This window comes from Methylosinus sp. R-45379, from assembly GCF_001644125.1.
In the GTDB taxonomy this organism is placed as follows: Bacteria; Pseudomonadota; Alphaproteobacteria; order Rhizobiales; family Beijerinckiaceae; genus Methylosinus.
The window spans coordinates 1-15,030 of sequence record NZ_LUUM01000112.1; the positions used below are offsets into that span (position 1 = coordinate 1).

Below are 15,030 nucleotides of genomic sequence, written 5' to 3' on the forward strand. Positions count from 1 at the left end.
GAGCAGATCTGGGCGGCGCTGGAAAAGTCGTGGTCGAAGGAACCTTACCAGATCCGGCGCATGCTGACGGAAAAAGCCGTGCGCGCCGCCGACCGGCGAGCCGCTTTCGTCGGTCTCGCCGCCTATGAAGCGGCGGGCGGAATCGTCATGCGCGACCTGTTCCAGCACGACGACGGCGGTTGGCTGGAAAATGTCGCGTTGCTCGACAGCCTCGTCATCGAGAAGTTGAAGGCGGCGGCCGAATCCGTCGCCGCGGAAGGCTGGAAATGGATCGAGGTCGCGGTCTCGTTTCCATTCGGACATACGAATGGGCTGAGAGAACTCGTCGGCGCGTACACCGAGTTGACCGACGACGAACGGGCGACGATCGATTCGCTCGAGGCCGAACATGAGAGCCTGGAGACCGAATATGAAAAAGTCGACGAACTGCCGGAGGATGTCGACCGGCGCCTGGGCGAGATCGAAACGGCGCTCGCCGAGCTGCAAAATCGACCGCGGAGCTTCGACCCCGGCGACGTCGCGCGCGCTGGAGCATTCGTCAGCATCGACGCCGATGGCCTTCTATCTGTCGATCGCGGCTATGTGCGGCCCGAGGACGAGCCGCCCGCTCATGAGAAAAGCACGAACGATGACGCGGGCGCAGACGAGTTCTCACCGGCCATTGCTCCCGCGACGCAGCAGGCCGTAATCACCGTCGAAGGCCGCCCGGTCGAGTCGGAAGAAGATGAAACCGACGCGCTCGCGCCATTGCCCGAGCGGCTGATGATCGAGCTGACGGCGCACAGAACATTGGCGCTGCAGAACGCCGTCGCGAATAATCCGCGTGTCGCCATGACGGCCTTGCTGCATAAGCTCGTCGCCGACAGCTTCAATTATGCGTCGATTTCGACATCCGGCTTGGAAATTTTCTTGCGGCAGATCTCCTTTCCGATCCAGCCCACGGATCTGAAGAACAGCGCCAGCTCACATGCGATCGCGGAGCGACAGGATGGGTGGAAATCGAGCATTCCCAGGGACGACCAGGAGCTATGGGATTGGCTCGTCGGCCTCGACGACGCGCACCGCCTGGCGCTGCTCGCCCATTGCGTCAGCCATGGCGTCAATGCCCTCCATGAGAAGGCGGACCGCTATGGCGGCGGCGCGGTCACGGCGCATTCGGTGCAGCAGCGCCTGAAGAATGCCGACCGGCTCGCTCGGGCGGTCGGCTTGAACATGGTCGACGCCGGTTGGAAGCCGACCGTCGACAATTATCTCGGTCGCGTGCCGAAGCGACGAATTCTCGACGCCGTCCGCGAAGCCAAGGGCGAACGGGCGGTTCAGCTCATCGAACATTTGAAAAAGGGCGAGATGGCGGCCGAAGCCGAACGGCTGCTCGCCGACTCCGGCTGGCTGCCGGAGCCTTTGCGGCTCGATGACGGGGCGCAGGCAGAGCTTGCGGCTGGCGAAGCAGCCGACGAATCCGAAGAGTTGCCCGAATTTCTCTCGAACGACGAAACGGACGAGAACGAATATTCCGATTGCGGTTGAGTGATCTTTTGGCGGAGCGCTGCAAAGCGCTCCGCCATTTTTAATGCCGGCGATCGAGAGCTCCGTCATGGAACGGCTCCGACTTCTCCAATAGGCGTTTCCGAACGACCGGATCGTACGCGAGTCGTCGGAAACGCGGTGAGAGGAAGAGGCCGGCCGGGAGGAAGGCGAGCCGGCGGGTCAGAGAGAGCGCCAGCCGGTTCGGCCGCTCCCGCTCTCCCGAGACCTCTTCCATGTCCAAGAACTCTGCGCCCGTGGCCGTCGACGCGGCTGCGTCGACCCCCGCCCGTCATTCTTCTACCGGCTCCGCGATCGCCGACGCCGCTCGCCGCCTGCTTCCCCATCTAGAACATGGCCGACGCGTCGACGCCGCCATTCTCCGCTTGGCGATGGAAACCGCCTTCGGCGCATCGGACGCCTCAGGCGCCTGGGACTGGAAGATGGGCTATGACGCCTGCGAGGCGGCGACAGTTCTGTTCCTGCGCAAATATGGAAAGGCGCTTCTCCGCAAAGCCGGATCTCCGGCCGCCGCACTTTCAATGCTGTCGAAAATCGTAGACCTTTTGCCGACGCATACACGCCGATCTGAGGAGAGCGAGTCCTTCCAGCAATTCTCGACGCCGATCCCGCTTGGCCACGCGGTTCTCGCCGCGGCGGCGATTTCGCCCGCCGACCGCGTTCTCGAACCTTCGGCCGGCACGGGATTGCTCACCGTTCTCGCGGAGATGGCCGGCGCATCCCTCATTCTCAACGAGCTCGCCGAGACCCGCGCGGACATTCTCTCCCTTCTTTTTCCCTTCGTTCCGGTCACCCGCTTCGATGCGGCGCAGATCGACGATCATCTCGATCCGGCGATCGTTCCTTCCGTCGTATTGATGAACCCGCCGTTCTCGGCCATGGCGAATGTCTCCGGCCGCATGGCGGACGCCGCCCACCGTCATATCGCCTCTGCCTTCGCGCGATTGGCCGACGGTGGACGCCTCGTCGCGATCACGGGCGCGAACTTCGCGCCCGACGCGCCCGCTTGGCGAGACACCTTTATCCGCCTTCAGCAGCGCGGCCGCGTCGTCTTCTCCTCCGCGATCGATGGCGCCGTCTACGCCAAGCACGGGACATCGATCGAGACGCGGCTGACCATCATCGACAAACTGCCGGCGGGCGACCCGACCGTCTTTCCGGCGTCGCCCGGCATCGCGCCCGATGTCGCGGCGCTCCTCGCCTGGATCGGCGAAATGGCGCCCCCGCGTCTGCCGGTCGCCTTGCCGGCGCCCGCCAGCGGTCCGCGGCCGCTCACGGCGCCGGCCGCTTCCGTTCGAAGCGCTCCGGTTCGCCGAGAGACGCTCGCCCGCGCGCCCGATGGTGCCGCGCTCGTCTATGAGACCGTCAACTGGACGCCACCAGAAGGCGCGCGCCTGACGGATGCGATCTATGAAGAATACGGATTGCAGTCGATCCGCATTCCCGGCTCTCAGGCGCATCCCACCAAGCTGGTGCAATCCGCTGCGATGGCCTCGGTCTCGCCGCCGAAGCCGAGCTATCGGCCACGCTTGCCGGCGAACATCGTCTCGGACGGCCCGCTCTCCGACGCTCAGCTCGAAACAGTGATTTATGCCGGAGAAGCCCATTCGGCGTTTCTCGCCGGCTCGTGGACGGTCGACGAGACCTTCGACGTCGTCGCGGCGGCGCGCGACGAGGCGAAGAACGCCGTCCACTTCCGGCGCGGCTTCATGCTCGGCGATGGGACCGGCGCCGGCAAGGGGCGCCAATCGGCAGGCGTGATCCTCGACAATTGGATGCAGGGCCGCCGCAGGGCGCTGTGGATCTCCAAATCCAACAAGCTGCTCGAGGATGCGCAGCGCGACTGGTCGGCGCTCGGCATGGAGCGCCTGCTCGTCACGCCGCTCTCGCGCTTCCCCCAGGGCAAGCCGATCTCGCTGCAGGAAGGTATCCTATTTTTGACCTACGCTACGCTGCGATCCGACGAGCGCGGCGAGAAGGTTTCCCGCGTGCGGCAAATCGTCGAATGGTTGGGCTCCGATTTCGACGGGGTGATCATTTTCGACGAGAGCCACGCCATGCAGAACGCCGCCGGCGGCAAGGGCGAACGCGGCGACCAGGCCGCCTCGCAGCAGGGCCGCGCAGGACTTCGTCTCCAGCACGCGCTGCCGAATGCGCGCGTCGTCTATGTCTCGGCGACCGGCGCCACCACGGTCCATAATCTCGCTTACGCCCAGCGCCTCGGCCTCTGGGGCGGCGAGGATTTCCCCTTCGCGACGCGCGCCGAATTTGTGGAGGCGATCGAAGCCGGCGGCGTCGCGGCCATGGAGGTGCTCGCCCGCGACCTTCGCGCCCTCGGCCTCTATACGGCGCGCTCTCTCAGCTATGAGGGCGTCGAATATGAGCTGGTCGAGCATCGGCTGACGCCGGAGCAAATCCGCATCTATGATTCCTACGCCGAAGCCTTCGCCGTCATCCACAATAATCTCGACGCCGCCATGCAGGCGGCGAACATCACCGGCGCGACCGGGACTCTCAACCGGCAGGCCAAAGCCGCCGCGCGATCGGCGTTCGAATCCGCCAAGCAGCGCTTCTTCGGTCATCTGCTGACGAGCATGAAGACGCCGACGCTGATCCGCTCGATCGAGCGCGATCTGGAGGAAGGACACGCCACCGTCGTCCAGATCGTTTCGACCGGCGAAGCTTTGATGGAGCGCCGCCTCTCGGAAATTCCGACCGAGGAATGGAACGACGTCCAGGTCGACATCACGCCGCGCGAATATGTTCTCGACTATCTCGCCCATTCCTTCCCGGTGCAGCTCTACGAGCCCTTCACCGACAACGAGGGCAATCTGTCGTCGCGGCCCGTCTTTCGCGACGGCCAGCCGGTCGAGAGCCGCGAGGCGGTCGCCCGCCGCACTGCTCTGATCGAAAAGCTCGCCTCGCTATCGCCGGTTCCCGGCGCGCTCGACCAGATCGTCCAGCGCTTCGGGACCGATGTGGTCGCCGAGGTAACGGGGCGCTCGCGGCGCATCGTGCGCAAGGGCGACCGCCTCGCTGTCGAGAGCCGCGCCGGCTCGGCCAATCTCGCCGAGACCGCGGCCTTCATGGACGATCAGAAGCGCATCCTCGTCTTTTCCGACGCCGGCGGCACCGGACGCAGCTACCATGCCGAGCTCTCCGCCCGGAACCGGCGGCTTCGCGTCCATTATTTGCTCGAGCCAGGATGGAGAGCCGACACCGCCATCCAGGGCCTCGGTCGCACCAATCGCACCAATCAGGCGCAGCCGCCGCTCTTTCGGCCGATTGCGACCGATGTGAAGGCGGAGAAGCGCTTTCTGTCGACCATCGCGCGTCGGCTCGACACGCTCGGCGCGATCACCAGAGGGCAGCGTCAGACCGGCGGACAGGGCCTGTTCCGTCCCGAGGACAATCTGGAGAGTCATTACGCGCGCGACGCGCTGCGCCAGTTCTATCTGCTGCTCGTCCGCGGCAAGATTGATGGCTGTTCCCTGCAGACCTTCGAAGAGGCGAGCGGATTGTCGCTGACGGATTCGAACGGCATCAAGGACGACCTGCCGCCGATCACCACCTTCCTCAACCGACTGTTGGCGCTGACCATCGAGCTGCAGGGCGTCTTCTTCTCGGCCTTTGAGCAATTGCTGAACGCGAAGGTCGAAGGCGCCGTCGCGGCCGGCGTTTATGACGTCGGGCTCGAGACGCTGCGGGCCGAGAGTTTCCTCGTCACCGATCGCCGGACCATTTACGTCCATCCCGGCACAGGCGCGGAGACCCGCCTGCTGACGATCACACAGCGCGAGCGCAATCATCCTCTGACTCTCGACCGGGCGCTCGATCTTCTCGCCGATCGGCGCGCTGTAGCGCTCGTCAATGAGCGCTCGGGGCGAGCTGCGGTGCAACTTGCTGCGCCGTCGCTGATGCTCGACGACGGCGAGATCGAAAAGCGCGTGCGCGTCGTCCGGCCGATGGAGCAGCATTATGCGTCGCTGAAGATGATGGAGGAAAGCCATTGGACCGAGGCCGACGGGCGCGCTTTCGCCGCCGCGTGGAGCGCCGAGGTCGCCGCCGTGCCGGAGTTTTCCGACAGCACGATTCACATCGTCGCCGGCCTGCTACTGCCGATTTGGAAGCGTCTGCCGAAGGATTCGACGCGGGTCTATCGCCTTCAGACCGATGACGGCGAGCGCGTCATCGGCCGCCGGGTCTCGGCCGCCTGGGTCGCCGGAGTTCTCGCGAGCGGCGCCGCCGATCTCTCCGCGGAGGACGCATTCGCCGCCCTGACGGATGGCCGCGCCGTAATCCACCTCGCCGAGGACCTCCAGCTTCGCCGCGTCCGCATCATGGGCGCGAACCGTATCGAGCTGTCGGGATTCGCCGACGCGATGCGCGAGCGCCTCTCCGCCTATGGGTTGTTCCACGAGATCATCTCCTGGAAGCTGCGCATGTTCGTGCCCGTCGACGCGAGCGGCGCGGAAATCCTCGCGAAATTGATGGAGCGCTATCCACTCCAGCGCGTCAGCGAAAAGGAGGCGGCGTGACATGACTCGTCCCGATGCCTCCGATCTCGCGCGGCGTCTAGGGCGTCAGGCCGAGGCGGTGTGCCGTCATTATCTCCACAATGGACATCGCGAAGGCCGATATTGGCTGGTGGGCGATGTTCGCAACACGCCGGGCCGCTCCATGTTCGTCCGGCTGATTGGGACGAAGAGCGGCAAGGGCGCCGCGGGCAAATGGACCGACGCCGCCACTGGCGAGCACGGCGATCTGCTCGACGTCATCCAGGCGAGTTGCAGCTTCGCCGATTTCAAGGACACTGTCGATGAAGCGCGCTCATTCCTGAGACTGCCGCGCCCTGAGCCGGAGCCGATGACGAAGAAAACAAGAACACGTTCGGCGCCGGCCGAGTCACGGGAGTCGGCCAGACGACTTTTCGCTATATCGCAGCCGATTTCCGGGACTTTCGCAGAAGCGTATCTGCGCAATCGCGGCATTACGGCTTTGCACGAAACCGGATCACTCCGCTTTCATCCGCAATGCTATCACCGACCGGACGAGCATTCCCCGACCGAAATCTGGCCGGCGATGATCGCCTCCGTCACGGACCTCGACGGGCGCCTGACCGGCGTGCATCGTACATGGCTCGATCCTCGCGGCTTCTCGGAGACGACGCTCGGCAAGGCGCCGATCGAAACGCCGAGACGGGCGATGGGCGATCTCAATGGCCATGCGGTCCGCTTCGGCGTGGCGGGCGAGGTCATGGCGGCGGGCGAAGGCCTCGAAACCGTTCTGTCGCTGCGATCGGCGCTTCCGACCATGCCGATGGCTGCGGCTCTGTCCGCGGCGCATCTCTCCGCCGTCCTCTTCTCCGACACATTGCGCCGACTCTACATCGCGCGAGACGACGATCCGGCCGGTGACGGCGCGGTGATGGCGTTGATCGACCGGGCGCAGCAGCTGGGGATCGAGGCGATCATGCTTTCTCCGGCGCTTGGCGACTTCAACGAAGATCTGCGGCTGTTCGGGCTCGATGCGCTCCGTGCGGCCATACGTGTGCAGATCGCCCCGCAGGACGTCGCACGCTTCATGGAGCTGGCGGCATAGGCTCGGGCTGAAGGGCGGACGCTCGCTGCCAGCGGATTTACGTCACGTTGATGATGACGCTTCCTGAATTGTCGGAGAGGTCCGCCCCCACGGCCTTCTTCAGAGGGCGATCGATCGGCAGGCGGCTCGGATCGGCAACGGCTGCGGCCGGCTATTTTCCGGCGCGGCCTGCGGCCGCTTTCCATCGCGAGACAAAATAGCCGGCCTGCGCCGTCCTCCGCTGCGCTGCGGCCCTTCACTTCGCTGCGGGTGCAGGTCCGCTCCGCCCGCCGCTTTCGTCGCCATGAAGGCCGCGATGGGCGCGGCCGATCCGACGAAAGGAAGCGCCATGATCACCGATCGCGACGATGACCGCCACGAGCCGCACGCGTCATCCCCGACCGACCATATCCTCCAGGAACTCCAGCTCTACGGCTATCGCCCCTTTCAGGACGAACCCGATCCGAGGCCATTGCCGGAAGGGCGCATCGTCTCGGGCGCCGTCGCCGACATCTTCGACGCGCTGATCGCGGCATTGCAGGACACTCGCCTCGAGCCGGATCTCGGCGACTTGCTCTGGTTGACCGTCAACCTCTTTCACCGGGCCGTGGAACGGATCGAGCGCGAGCTCGACGACAATGAGCAGGCGCAACGCCGCTCGCAGCGCGAGCAAGATGGCGGCGAGGTGAAATCCGTCGAGCTGGAGCGCCTCACGGCCGAAGGGCAGACTCTCCTCGAGCGCCGGGACGCTTTCGAACTGATGCGCGATCAGGCCGCCGAGCATTACGAGCGCCACACCGGATCGTCCTGGCGACCGCGCGGCGGATCGATGGTCAATCACCGCAATCTCACTTCGGCGATGATCGACAGCCGGGACTTCCTCGCAGCGAAGAAGCGCTCCGAAAACGAGGTGCTGTTGCCCCCCGGTCCGAAGATCGCCGTCACCGGAGGCCTCGACTTCAATGACCATCGCCTGATCTGGGCGAAGCTCGACCAGGTCCACGCCAAGCACCCGGACATGGTGCTGCTGCATGGCGGCAGTCCGAAAGGAGCCGAACGTATCGCCGCCCGCTGGGCCGATCACCGCAAGGTTCCGCAGATCGCCTTCAAGCCAGACTGGGCCAAGCACGCGAAGGCGGCGCCTTTCAAGCGCAACGACGCGATGCTGGACGTCCTACCGATCGGCGTCATCGTCTTTCCCGGAACCGGCATCCAGGAGAACCTCGCCGATAAGGCGCGCAAGCTCGGAATTCCAGTTTGGAAATTCGGTGCAGGCGGCGCGTGAGCGCCGCCGACCAACAGAGCCGGAAATGCGCCGAAACGCAAAAGCGTGTCGCCGCCTTTCCGTAGAGCCTTATTTCAGTCGGGCGCGCCGATCACGGCGATCCTCGCCGCGCGCGCGTAATACGCCAACGCTTCCGTATCGCTCTCGAATATCTCATCGAGCGGCGCCTTCACGTCTCTCAAATCCGAGCCGGACTGAAACGGCCCCGGCTGTTCGTCGATCGCCAGCGCCGCGATGGCGAGCGCCTTCCTCACGAGATGGAGATCTCGTCTCGTGAACTCCGCCATGCCGACCTCATGAGTCGTTCGCTCTGCAGATGCACCTGGTCCGCCGACAATAGAGGAGGTTCGAGCAGTCCGCGACCGAGCTTCATGATTTCGAAGCAATCGACCCCTTTCGGCGAGCGCCACCTCGCGCTGATCGGCGCTGATCCTCTATCCGACCGATGGCCTGACGCCATCAACCCTCGAGGGGTCGGCTACGCGAGCGTGCCGCCGCTGCGGTTTCACCTTCGCGGTGATCGCGGCCATCCGCCGGACTCATCGGGCGCCTGTCGCGCGGAGATGGCCCCCGCCTCAGCACAGGAGCCGATCGATGTTTCGAAACCTCACATTCGCCCACGCTCGCGGTTGGGATCTCGCCAACACCCTCATGATCTGCGTCGTCGTCTTCCATGACGGCACGGGAGACTACGGCGTCATGCCGTCGACCGAATACGACGGCGATCCGGCCGCAATCGTGCATGAATTCGATCCCTTCCGATCATGAAGGAACCTGCGACCACGAGCGCGAAAATCCCGCAGGGATTTTCGCTCGCCCTGTCTCACCTTTCCGACTAGACTCGCCACTGCGCCGCGGCGGTGGTGGAAGGCGCGCTCGTCTGACCTTTGCCTCATGGAGACCACCGCCATGATCATCTTCGGACCTCTGCTCGTCATCGCCGGCATCGGCTTCTTCTGCTGGCTGCTGTTCACGCTCGCCGTCTTCGCGCTCCCTTTCTATGCCGGCCTGACGGTCGGCGCCTGGGCTTTTCACACTGGCGCCGGCTGGCTCGGCGGCGCAGTCGTCGGCGTCATCGCCGCAGGCCTGACATTCGGCGTCGGGCAATTGGCGCTCGCTTTCGTTCCCTGGACTTGGCTCCGGCTCGCCATCGTAATCGTCTATGCTGCGCCGGCGACGGTCGCCGGCTATCACGCCACGCACGGAATTGCCCAGATGGCTATGCCCTCCACGACATGGCAGATGATTTTTTCGCTCGTCGGCGCGGTCGCGGTCGGCATCAGCGCTTTGATCCGCATCACCGGAGCGATCCCGCTGGGCCGGGACGAAACGCGGCTCGCGCGGGCCTGACGCCGTCGCAGCAGTTCCTATCGGCGCACGTCGATCTGCAACTCTCCGAGTTCATCGTCGTGACACAGCGGCAATGATGGCGGCAAGTTCGAATCGTCGTGGCGAGGCGATCGAAATTGTGATTCTCATCGGAGCAATCCTTTGGCGAGAGCGATCTCACTGCGTCCGACAATCGGCGGGGTGCGAGAGATTTCGATAAGCGGCTCGGACTCGACGACGAAATTTTACAGCCGGGACGAGGATCGTTGTCGTAGTCGGCGCTCGCAGCCGGATCCTTGCGGTCGCATGCGGTCGCCGAATTGTCCCCGATAGCCGTCAAGCCGAGCGCTCCATAACGGCCTCTTTGATGGGCGGATCTGGCCGAAGGCCGGCTGCGCCTCGATCGCCTATGCGGCAATGGCGCCGATCGACTTTCTTCCCCTGACGGCTTCGCCGTCATTCCTCGCGAGACAACAAAGTCGCTCTCGCGCCATCCTCCGCTGACGCTGCGGTCGCGAGCGATGCCGCGTCGATCGCCTCCGGCCCTTCGATCGCCATCGAGGCCGCAATGGCGCGGGCTCGGAACTTCAGATCGAGGAGAATTCAGAATGGCGACCATCGGCACCTTCAAGAAGACCGGCAACAACGAGTTCACCGGCGAAATCGTGACCCTTTCCGTCCAGGCGAAGAACGTTCGCATCGTTCCCGAAACCAGCCGCTCCGGCGAAAATGCGCCCAGCCACCGCGTGTATGTCGGCAGAGTGGAGATCGGAGCCGCTTGGTCCAAGCGCTCCAATGAGGGACGCGATTATCTCGGCCTCAAGCTCGACGATCCGAGCTTCAACGCCCCGATTTTCGCCAACCTGTTCGACGACGAGAGCGGCGAGGGCTACAGCCTGATCTGGTCCCGCCCGAGCCGCCGGAATGGCGACTGACCGATATCGCGCCCCGCCTTCCCGGCGGGGCGCGTGCCCTGCAACCGAGCATGCTTTGCGCTCCACGAAAGCGAAAAATGACCCAAAGCCGCCATCGGTTCCTCCTGACACTTGGTCCATTGCCGGAAATGGATAGTCATCACCTATTGGGGCCTTTCCCTCGGGCCGGGGAGGCCATCAGCGTCAACCAAAGGCCCTATTGGCCTCACTCCATTGGCCTATGCCTCTGTTGGGCCCGCCAAGCCCGGTCAGCCTTTCGAACCGAAAGCTGCTCGTTCTTCCTCATCGCTTCCCGCAGGGCGCGCGTTACAGTCGCCCTTTCGCGCTTCATCCATTCCTCGTCAATGCTGAAGAGCTTCGCGATGCTGCTTGTCGTTATCTCTTCGTGGGCCAAGTCGGTCACAGACACGACCGTTCGTTCCCCCAGACCGAAGCCGTGTTTGGCATTTCGAGTGTGAGCGATCATCAGCTGCAACTGAAGCGGATCGGCGAGATACGCCACCAGCTCGGCGGGCGTGGGTTTGTCCCCCACCCACAGGCTTTTCATCGCGATCCGATGCAGGACCGCGGCATGCTTTTGCTTCAGGTAGTGCGGACGAACGATATTGAAATTGCGCTCCTGGAAAAAGCGCTTCAGGCCGGAGGCGTCTGTAACGTAGACGCCATCTCGGTCGCCTTTCATGGCGTAAGGCAAAGAATTGACCACGCAGGGGATTATAATCTTGTTTGAAACGTCGATACCGGTCCGTTCGAGGACGATGTCGGCATGCTCGACCAACGCATCGGCCAGGCGACGCACCTGCTCAACCGCTGATGCGATCTCCAGCGCAAAATAGTATGCCGCGACTGGATTGTGCCCCGACAGCGTTCGGTTCTTGCACTCTAAGACGAAGATATGATCGTTCCAAGGGACGACCACGTCATACTCGAATTCCTCTCCGTCGTGCTTGAATTTGAACGCCTTGGCCTCAAATCCTTGCTTCTCGAAGAAGCGAAGTGTCTCGCCTTCAAAAGCTTTGCCCTTGCGGCTGAGTTGTTCGCTCTGGTTGCCGATCGCGGACAGTGTGATGCGCGTCGGATCGGAATTCAGAATCCCCGGCCCAAAGAGCAGGAGTGATCCGTCCTGCATTCGAATGAGTGGTTGGTCGAACAGATCACGGCTCGTGGCTCGAAGCGACGCTTGGTCGATGAATTTCTCCGCCGCTCCATCCTTCATGCCGACACGATCGAGGAGAGCGACAAGGCTCTCGCGGGGCACACTGAAGTAAAGGCCGGTCTTGCCATGCTGCGAGTATCGTTCGTCGGCCAGACACTGTAACACAGCATAGCCGCGGATCCATTCCAGGAGCCTTAGGCCGCACGGTCGCTCGAGATCGTCTACGATCGAATAACCAAGTATCTCGCTCAAGGACACGTCAGAATGTGCTTCCCGAGCCGAAACAAACACGCCCGGGGGAAGGCTGAGAGGCGCGGCGATTCCTGACGCTTTGGTCTGCATGTTGGTCTGCAGCAACATTTCCTGAAATGTCTGTATCATCCGATCGTTGAGCCGGCGGTTTGCCAAGTAATCGAAGAACTCCACTTGGCTGATGTGGTCGTATTCGATGGCGGCCTCTGCACCTTCGGGTGCCCATGACGGCGAGTCGCTTCCGGTATATTTTTTGATTTCCCCGTCGAAATAGCGGCAGCGCTGCTCCAGCCGCTCCCAGCGACGCCAAGATGCGGCAAGAACTTCGGTTAGGCCCGCCTTATAGACCTCCTCCTCCGTCGCGTCTGGCGGCTTTGGCAACACCAAGAATTTCTGAGAATCGAACCACTTGTTTTGGTGCCCGTGCAGGAAAAGCGTCGCGGTCGTCACGTTGACGATGTCGGCCAAAACACCATCCGGCGAATAGGACGACCCGTCGAGCCGCTTGATCCGAAACGACTGCAACATCAGCTCCTTGCGCCCCTTGCTTGATAACTGAATTGCCTCGCTCAACTCGTGATACGAATAGGCCGACCGCGAGAGCGCGGCTGACGCTTGCGTTTCAGGCAGAAGCTTGGCTGCGACGGTTGCCTCTTGAGTTCGAAGGATTTCCCTGTAGCCGGCCTCTATCTGTTGAATGACGGAGATTTGGTCGTCGAGTCGCGCCGCCGCATCTAATCCGACGTGAGCGGCAAGATAACTCCTGAGTTCCTCGATGAACTCAGCACGGACTTCCTCACGAGCCTGATCGGGTCTCCTGAGTAGGAAATCGGTGCTATGGCGGATATGGCGCAAGAGTTCGGACACACAGTCCTCATCCATATGGACTGTCAGGAGATGTTGTTCGAACTTTTCCCATTCGAATGTCTTCAGCGCCTGTTTTACTAGGCTTTCTTTCAGCTTTGTCGTGGGCGGCGCGGAGATCGTCATTGGGTGCGGCATTCTCTTCGGGAATTCTCGTGCAGTTATTCAACAACAGTAGTCAAACTAGGAACTGACCCAAGGTCATGTCGAGCAGACTGCTTAGCTGCGCGATCGCGCAGAACAAGTCCCTTGGGGTCGGCTCCTGTTCGTAGCATGAATGTCCGCAATGGAGATGCGCCAAAAATGTCCGGAAGTGGCGCCAAATAGACGTTGCGCCGACTCTGCCGAGCCTTCGGTCGTCTGCAGACTTTAACCGCGAACTTTCGGTCTGCTGCGCTTGAGAAGCTCGGCGGGTTCGACGCCGAATGCGTCAGCGATCCGCCCTATGATGCTCACTCTCGCAGACACGTTGGCGCGCTCGATCGCACCGACATAGCGAGAGCTCAGATGCGCCTTCTCGGCGAGCGCTTCCTGCGTCCATTTCCTGGCGTTACGCAGGCGACGCACATTCGTCGCTATGACCTCCTCGATTTCCATTTTGGCATGGAAGCCGAGTCAGGAATGTTCATTCCAGGAACGAACGTTCTGATTCGTTGGCAACCATGCTAGGTTTGGCCTCCGCCGATCCGGTGGGTCTTCCATCCCAGCGAACAACGCGATGCGCCGATTGCATCACTGTCCGAATAGAACGCCAATCAATCCTGGGATATAATCCCGCTGTCTCGCCATGAATTCGCCGGCATAGAGCGACAGGCAGATCCGTAATGAGCACGCCAGCCTTCGAAGATCGTCCGCCTCTCACCGATCGCGTGAAAACTTACGACGAGCGTCACCTCGCGACCTATCTGCGGCTGCTGGACGCCGTCGAAGCAGGCGCCGATTGGCGAGAGGTCGTCGCGGTGATTTTCGGGATCGATCCGGAACGCGAGCCGGAACGGGCGAAGATCAACCATGAAAGCCATTTGGCCAGAGCGAGATGGATGTCCGCAGCCGGCTATCGGCAGCTTTTGGGCACGTCCCCGCAATAGTCTCTCTTCTCGCCTGCCATAAAAAGGTCACGGGCGCTCGCGGCACGCGATGCAACCCTTTGGGCTAGTTTTGGTTCTGCCATTCCGGGATCGTCGAAGTCGCCGCTCGAGCTACGAGGCCAAGCCGAGGAGCGCTTCATGCCGACGAATTTCTGGAAGTCGCCCGATTCTATCAAGCAATTGGACGACCTGGATCCTTCTGGATTCGCGCTCGAATTTCTGCGTCGGAATCCGAAATATCGCCAAGATCATCGCGAGACGCTGAGGCGGATCGAACGCGGCGCCGTCGACGAAGCGACCGCGTTTACGAGCCTCGCGCGTCGCTGGGGGTTGCAGTTTCGCTCATGACCCGGAAACTCCGGCAGGGAAGGAGCCAGCGCTCTGGCTCCCTGAGATCGACCCCGGCACGCTGATCATCGCTTCGGCGCCGCCCGGCTTCGCGGCGGATGGGACCTTCGATCCGACCGCCTTTGGCAAGGTCGTCGCCGACAGGTTCGACGATGGCGACAGGCGGGTCATGATCGCCGACGCCGGAGGAGAGATCCACGTCTGGATGAACGAAGGCGCGCCGAGTCGCCCCGCGATCATCTTGCCGCTGGACGCGTCACTCGAAATCCGGCTCGAAGTCGCGTCGCGATTCGTTCGCCTCCTTCAAGGCAGCGCCGCCGGTCCGCTTCCTCGCGCGCTTCAATTGACCGCGCAGCGCCGCGCGCGTCTCATACTGTTGCTGCATGCGCTGGATTTCCGGCTAGGCGGCGCGGGGCCACGCGACATCGCCGCGTCCCTGATCGACGCCGAGGACGCTGCGCTTCCCGCGCTCGAGTGGAAGAGTTCGGCGACGCGCCGCAAGGCGAACCGCCTCATCCATGATTCCGTCGCGCTGATGAACGGCGGCTACAAGCGGCTGCTGCGCGGCGACTGACGGACCTTCCGCATTCTCTGTTTTTTAGCACATCCCAGCGTGCGCCTCGCGGAAGGGGGGACACGGACCGGCCT

General features: G+C 63.0%; 13 protein-coding genes. 10 read left to right on the forward strand and 3 right to left on the reverse strand.

Going from position 1 to position 15,030, the window contains the following annotated elements; translation table 11 throughout:
* From A1351_RS25165 to A1351_RS05140, 4 genes are all read left to right on the forward strand, one after another.
* Positions 1-1,527 (forward strand): DNA-binding protein (locus A1351_RS25165; protein ID WP_083967151.1); only part of this gene is annotated, 1,527 nt, incomplete at its 5' end.
* A gap of 233 nt (positions 1,528-1,760) precedes the next feature.
* Entirely contained in the window at positions 1,761-6,083 is a 4,323-nt protein-coding gene (locus A1351_RS05130; RefSeq protein ID WP_064032409.1) for a strawberry notch family protein, read from the forward strand.
* A gap of 1 nt (position 6,084) precedes the next feature.
* A complete protein-coding gene (locus A1351_RS05135) occupies positions 6,085-7,146 on the forward strand; it encodes a toprim domain-containing protein (RefSeq protein ID WP_064032410.1) in 1,062 nt (353 codons plus the stop codon).
* Positions 7,147-7,474: 328 nt separating this feature from the next.
* Entirely contained in the window at positions 7,475-8,410 is a 936-nt protein-coding gene (locus A1351_RS05140; RefSeq protein WP_064032466.1) for a DUF2493 domain-containing protein, read from the forward strand.
* A gap of 74 nt (positions 8,411-8,484) precedes the next feature.
* On the opposite strand, the gene A1351_RS05145 is transcribed toward A1351_RS05140, so the two are convergent.
* Positions 8,485-8,697: a hypothetical protein gene (locus A1351_RS05145; protein ID WP_064032411.1), complete on the reverse strand. Its 213-nt coding sequence runs from the start codon at positions 8,695-8,697 to the stop codon at positions 8,485-8,487.
* 307 nt (positions 8,698-9,004) lie between these two features.
* Here A1351_RS05145 and A1351_RS25170 point away from each other — a divergent pair, with 307 nt between their 5' ends.
* From A1351_RS25170 to A1351_RS05155, 3 genes are all read left to right on the forward strand, one after another.
* The gene (locus tag A1351_RS25170) at positions 9,005-9,178 is read left to right on the forward strand and encodes a hypothetical protein (RefSeq protein WP_198162231.1); all 174 of its coding nucleotides are present in this window, start codon (positions 9,005-9,007) and stop codon (positions 9,176-9,178) included.
* 141 nt (positions 9,179-9,319) lie between these two features.
* Entirely contained in the window at positions 9,320-9,760 is a 441-nt protein-coding gene (locus tag A1351_RS05150) for a hypothetical protein (protein WP_064032467.1), read from the forward strand.
* A gap of 587 nt (positions 9,761-10,347) precedes the next feature.
* A complete protein-coding gene (locus A1351_RS05155) occupies positions 10,348-10,674 on the forward strand; it encodes a DUF736 domain-containing protein (protein WP_064032412.1) in 327 nt (108 codons plus the stop codon).
* Between the two features lie 205 nt (positions 10,675-10,879).
* Here the strand turns inward: A1351_RS05155 and A1351_RS05160 are convergent, their stop codons facing one another.
* Both A1351_RS05160 and A1351_RS05165 read right to left on the reverse strand, forming a co-directional pair.
* Positions 10,880-13,072 (reverse strand): nuclease-related domain-containing protein, encoded by a 2,193-nt coding sequence (locus tag A1351_RS05160; protein WP_064032413.1) that lies wholly within the window; start codon positions 13,070-13,072, stop codon positions 10,880-10,882.
* A gap of 243 nt (positions 13,073-13,315) precedes the next feature.
* A complete protein-coding gene (locus tag A1351_RS05165; RefSeq protein ID WP_064032414.1) occupies positions 13,316-13,543 on the reverse strand; it encodes a helix-turn-helix domain-containing protein in 228 nt (75 codons plus the stop codon).
* A gap of 227 nt (positions 13,544-13,770) precedes the next feature.
* Between A1351_RS05165 and A1351_RS05170 the strand changes: the two genes are divergently transcribed.
* The 3 genes from A1351_RS05170 to A1351_RS05180 all read left to right on the forward strand — a co-directional run bounded on the left by A1351_RS05170 (position 13,771) and on the right by A1351_RS05180 (position 14,956).
* A complete protein-coding gene (locus A1351_RS05170; protein ID WP_064032415.1) occupies positions 13,771-14,034 on the forward strand; it encodes a DNA -binding domain-containing protein in 264 nt (87 codons plus the stop codon).
* 138 nt (positions 14,035-14,172) lie between these two features.
* Complete coding sequence (locus A1351_RS25770) at positions 14,173-14,382, forward strand: transcriptional regulator domain-containing protein (protein ID WP_064032416.1); 210 nt, start codon at positions 14,173-14,175, stop codon at positions 14,380-14,382.
* Between the two features lie 67 nt (positions 14,383-14,449).
* Positions 14,450-14,956 (forward strand): DUF2285 domain-containing protein, encoded by a 507-nt coding sequence (locus A1351_RS05180; RefSeq protein WP_371441458.1) that lies wholly within the window; start codon positions 14,450-14,452, stop codon positions 14,954-14,956.
* The last annotated feature ends 74 nt before the right edge of the window (positions 14,957-15,030 follow it).

Excerpts from the sequence above, each read along its gene's own strand:
- A1351_RS25770 (WP_064032416.1), top strand. The coding sequence starts at position 14,173 with ATGCCGACGAATTTCTGGAAGTCGCCCGATTCTATCAAGCAATTGGAC.
- A1351_RS05170 (WP_064032415.1), top strand. The coding sequence starts at position 13,771 with ATGAGCACGCCAGCCTTCGAAGATCGTCCGCCTCTCACCGATCGCGTG.
- A1351_RS05135 (WP_064032410.1), top strand. The coding sequence starts at position 6,085 with ATGACTCGTCCCGATGCCTCCGATCTCGCGCGGCGTCTAGGGCGTCAG.
- A1351_RS05140 (WP_064032466.1), top strand. The coding sequence starts at position 7,475 with ATGATCACCGATCGCGACGATGACCGCCACGAGCCGCACGCGTCATCC.
- A1351_RS05145 (WP_064032411.1), bottom strand. The coding sequence starts at position 8,697 with ATGGCGGAGTTCACGAGACGAGATCTCCATCTCGTGAGGAAGGCGCTC.
- A1351_RS25170 (WP_198162231.1), top strand. The coding sequence starts at position 9,005 with ATGTTTCGAAACCTCACATTCGCCCACGCTCGCGGTTGGGATCTCGCC.
- A1351_RS05150 (WP_064032467.1), top strand. The coding sequence starts at position 9,320 with ATGATCATCTTCGGACCTCTGCTCGTCATCGCCGGCATCGGCTTCTTC.
- A1351_RS05155 (WP_064032412.1), top strand. The coding sequence starts at position 10,348 with ATGGCGACCATCGGCACCTTCAAGAAGACCGGCAACAACGAGTTCACC.
- A1351_RS05165 (WP_064032414.1), bottom strand. The coding sequence starts at position 13,543 with ATGGAAATCGAGGAGGTCATAGCGACGAATGTGCGTCGCCTGCGTAAC.
- A1351_RS05130 (WP_064032409.1), top strand. The coding sequence starts at position 1,761 with ATGTCCAAGAACTCTGCGCCCGTGGCCGTCGACGCGGCTGCGTCGACC.
- A1351_RS05160 (WP_064032413.1), bottom strand. The coding sequence starts at position 13,072 with ATGACGATCTCCGCGCCGCCCACGACAAAGCTGAAAGAAAGCCTAGTA.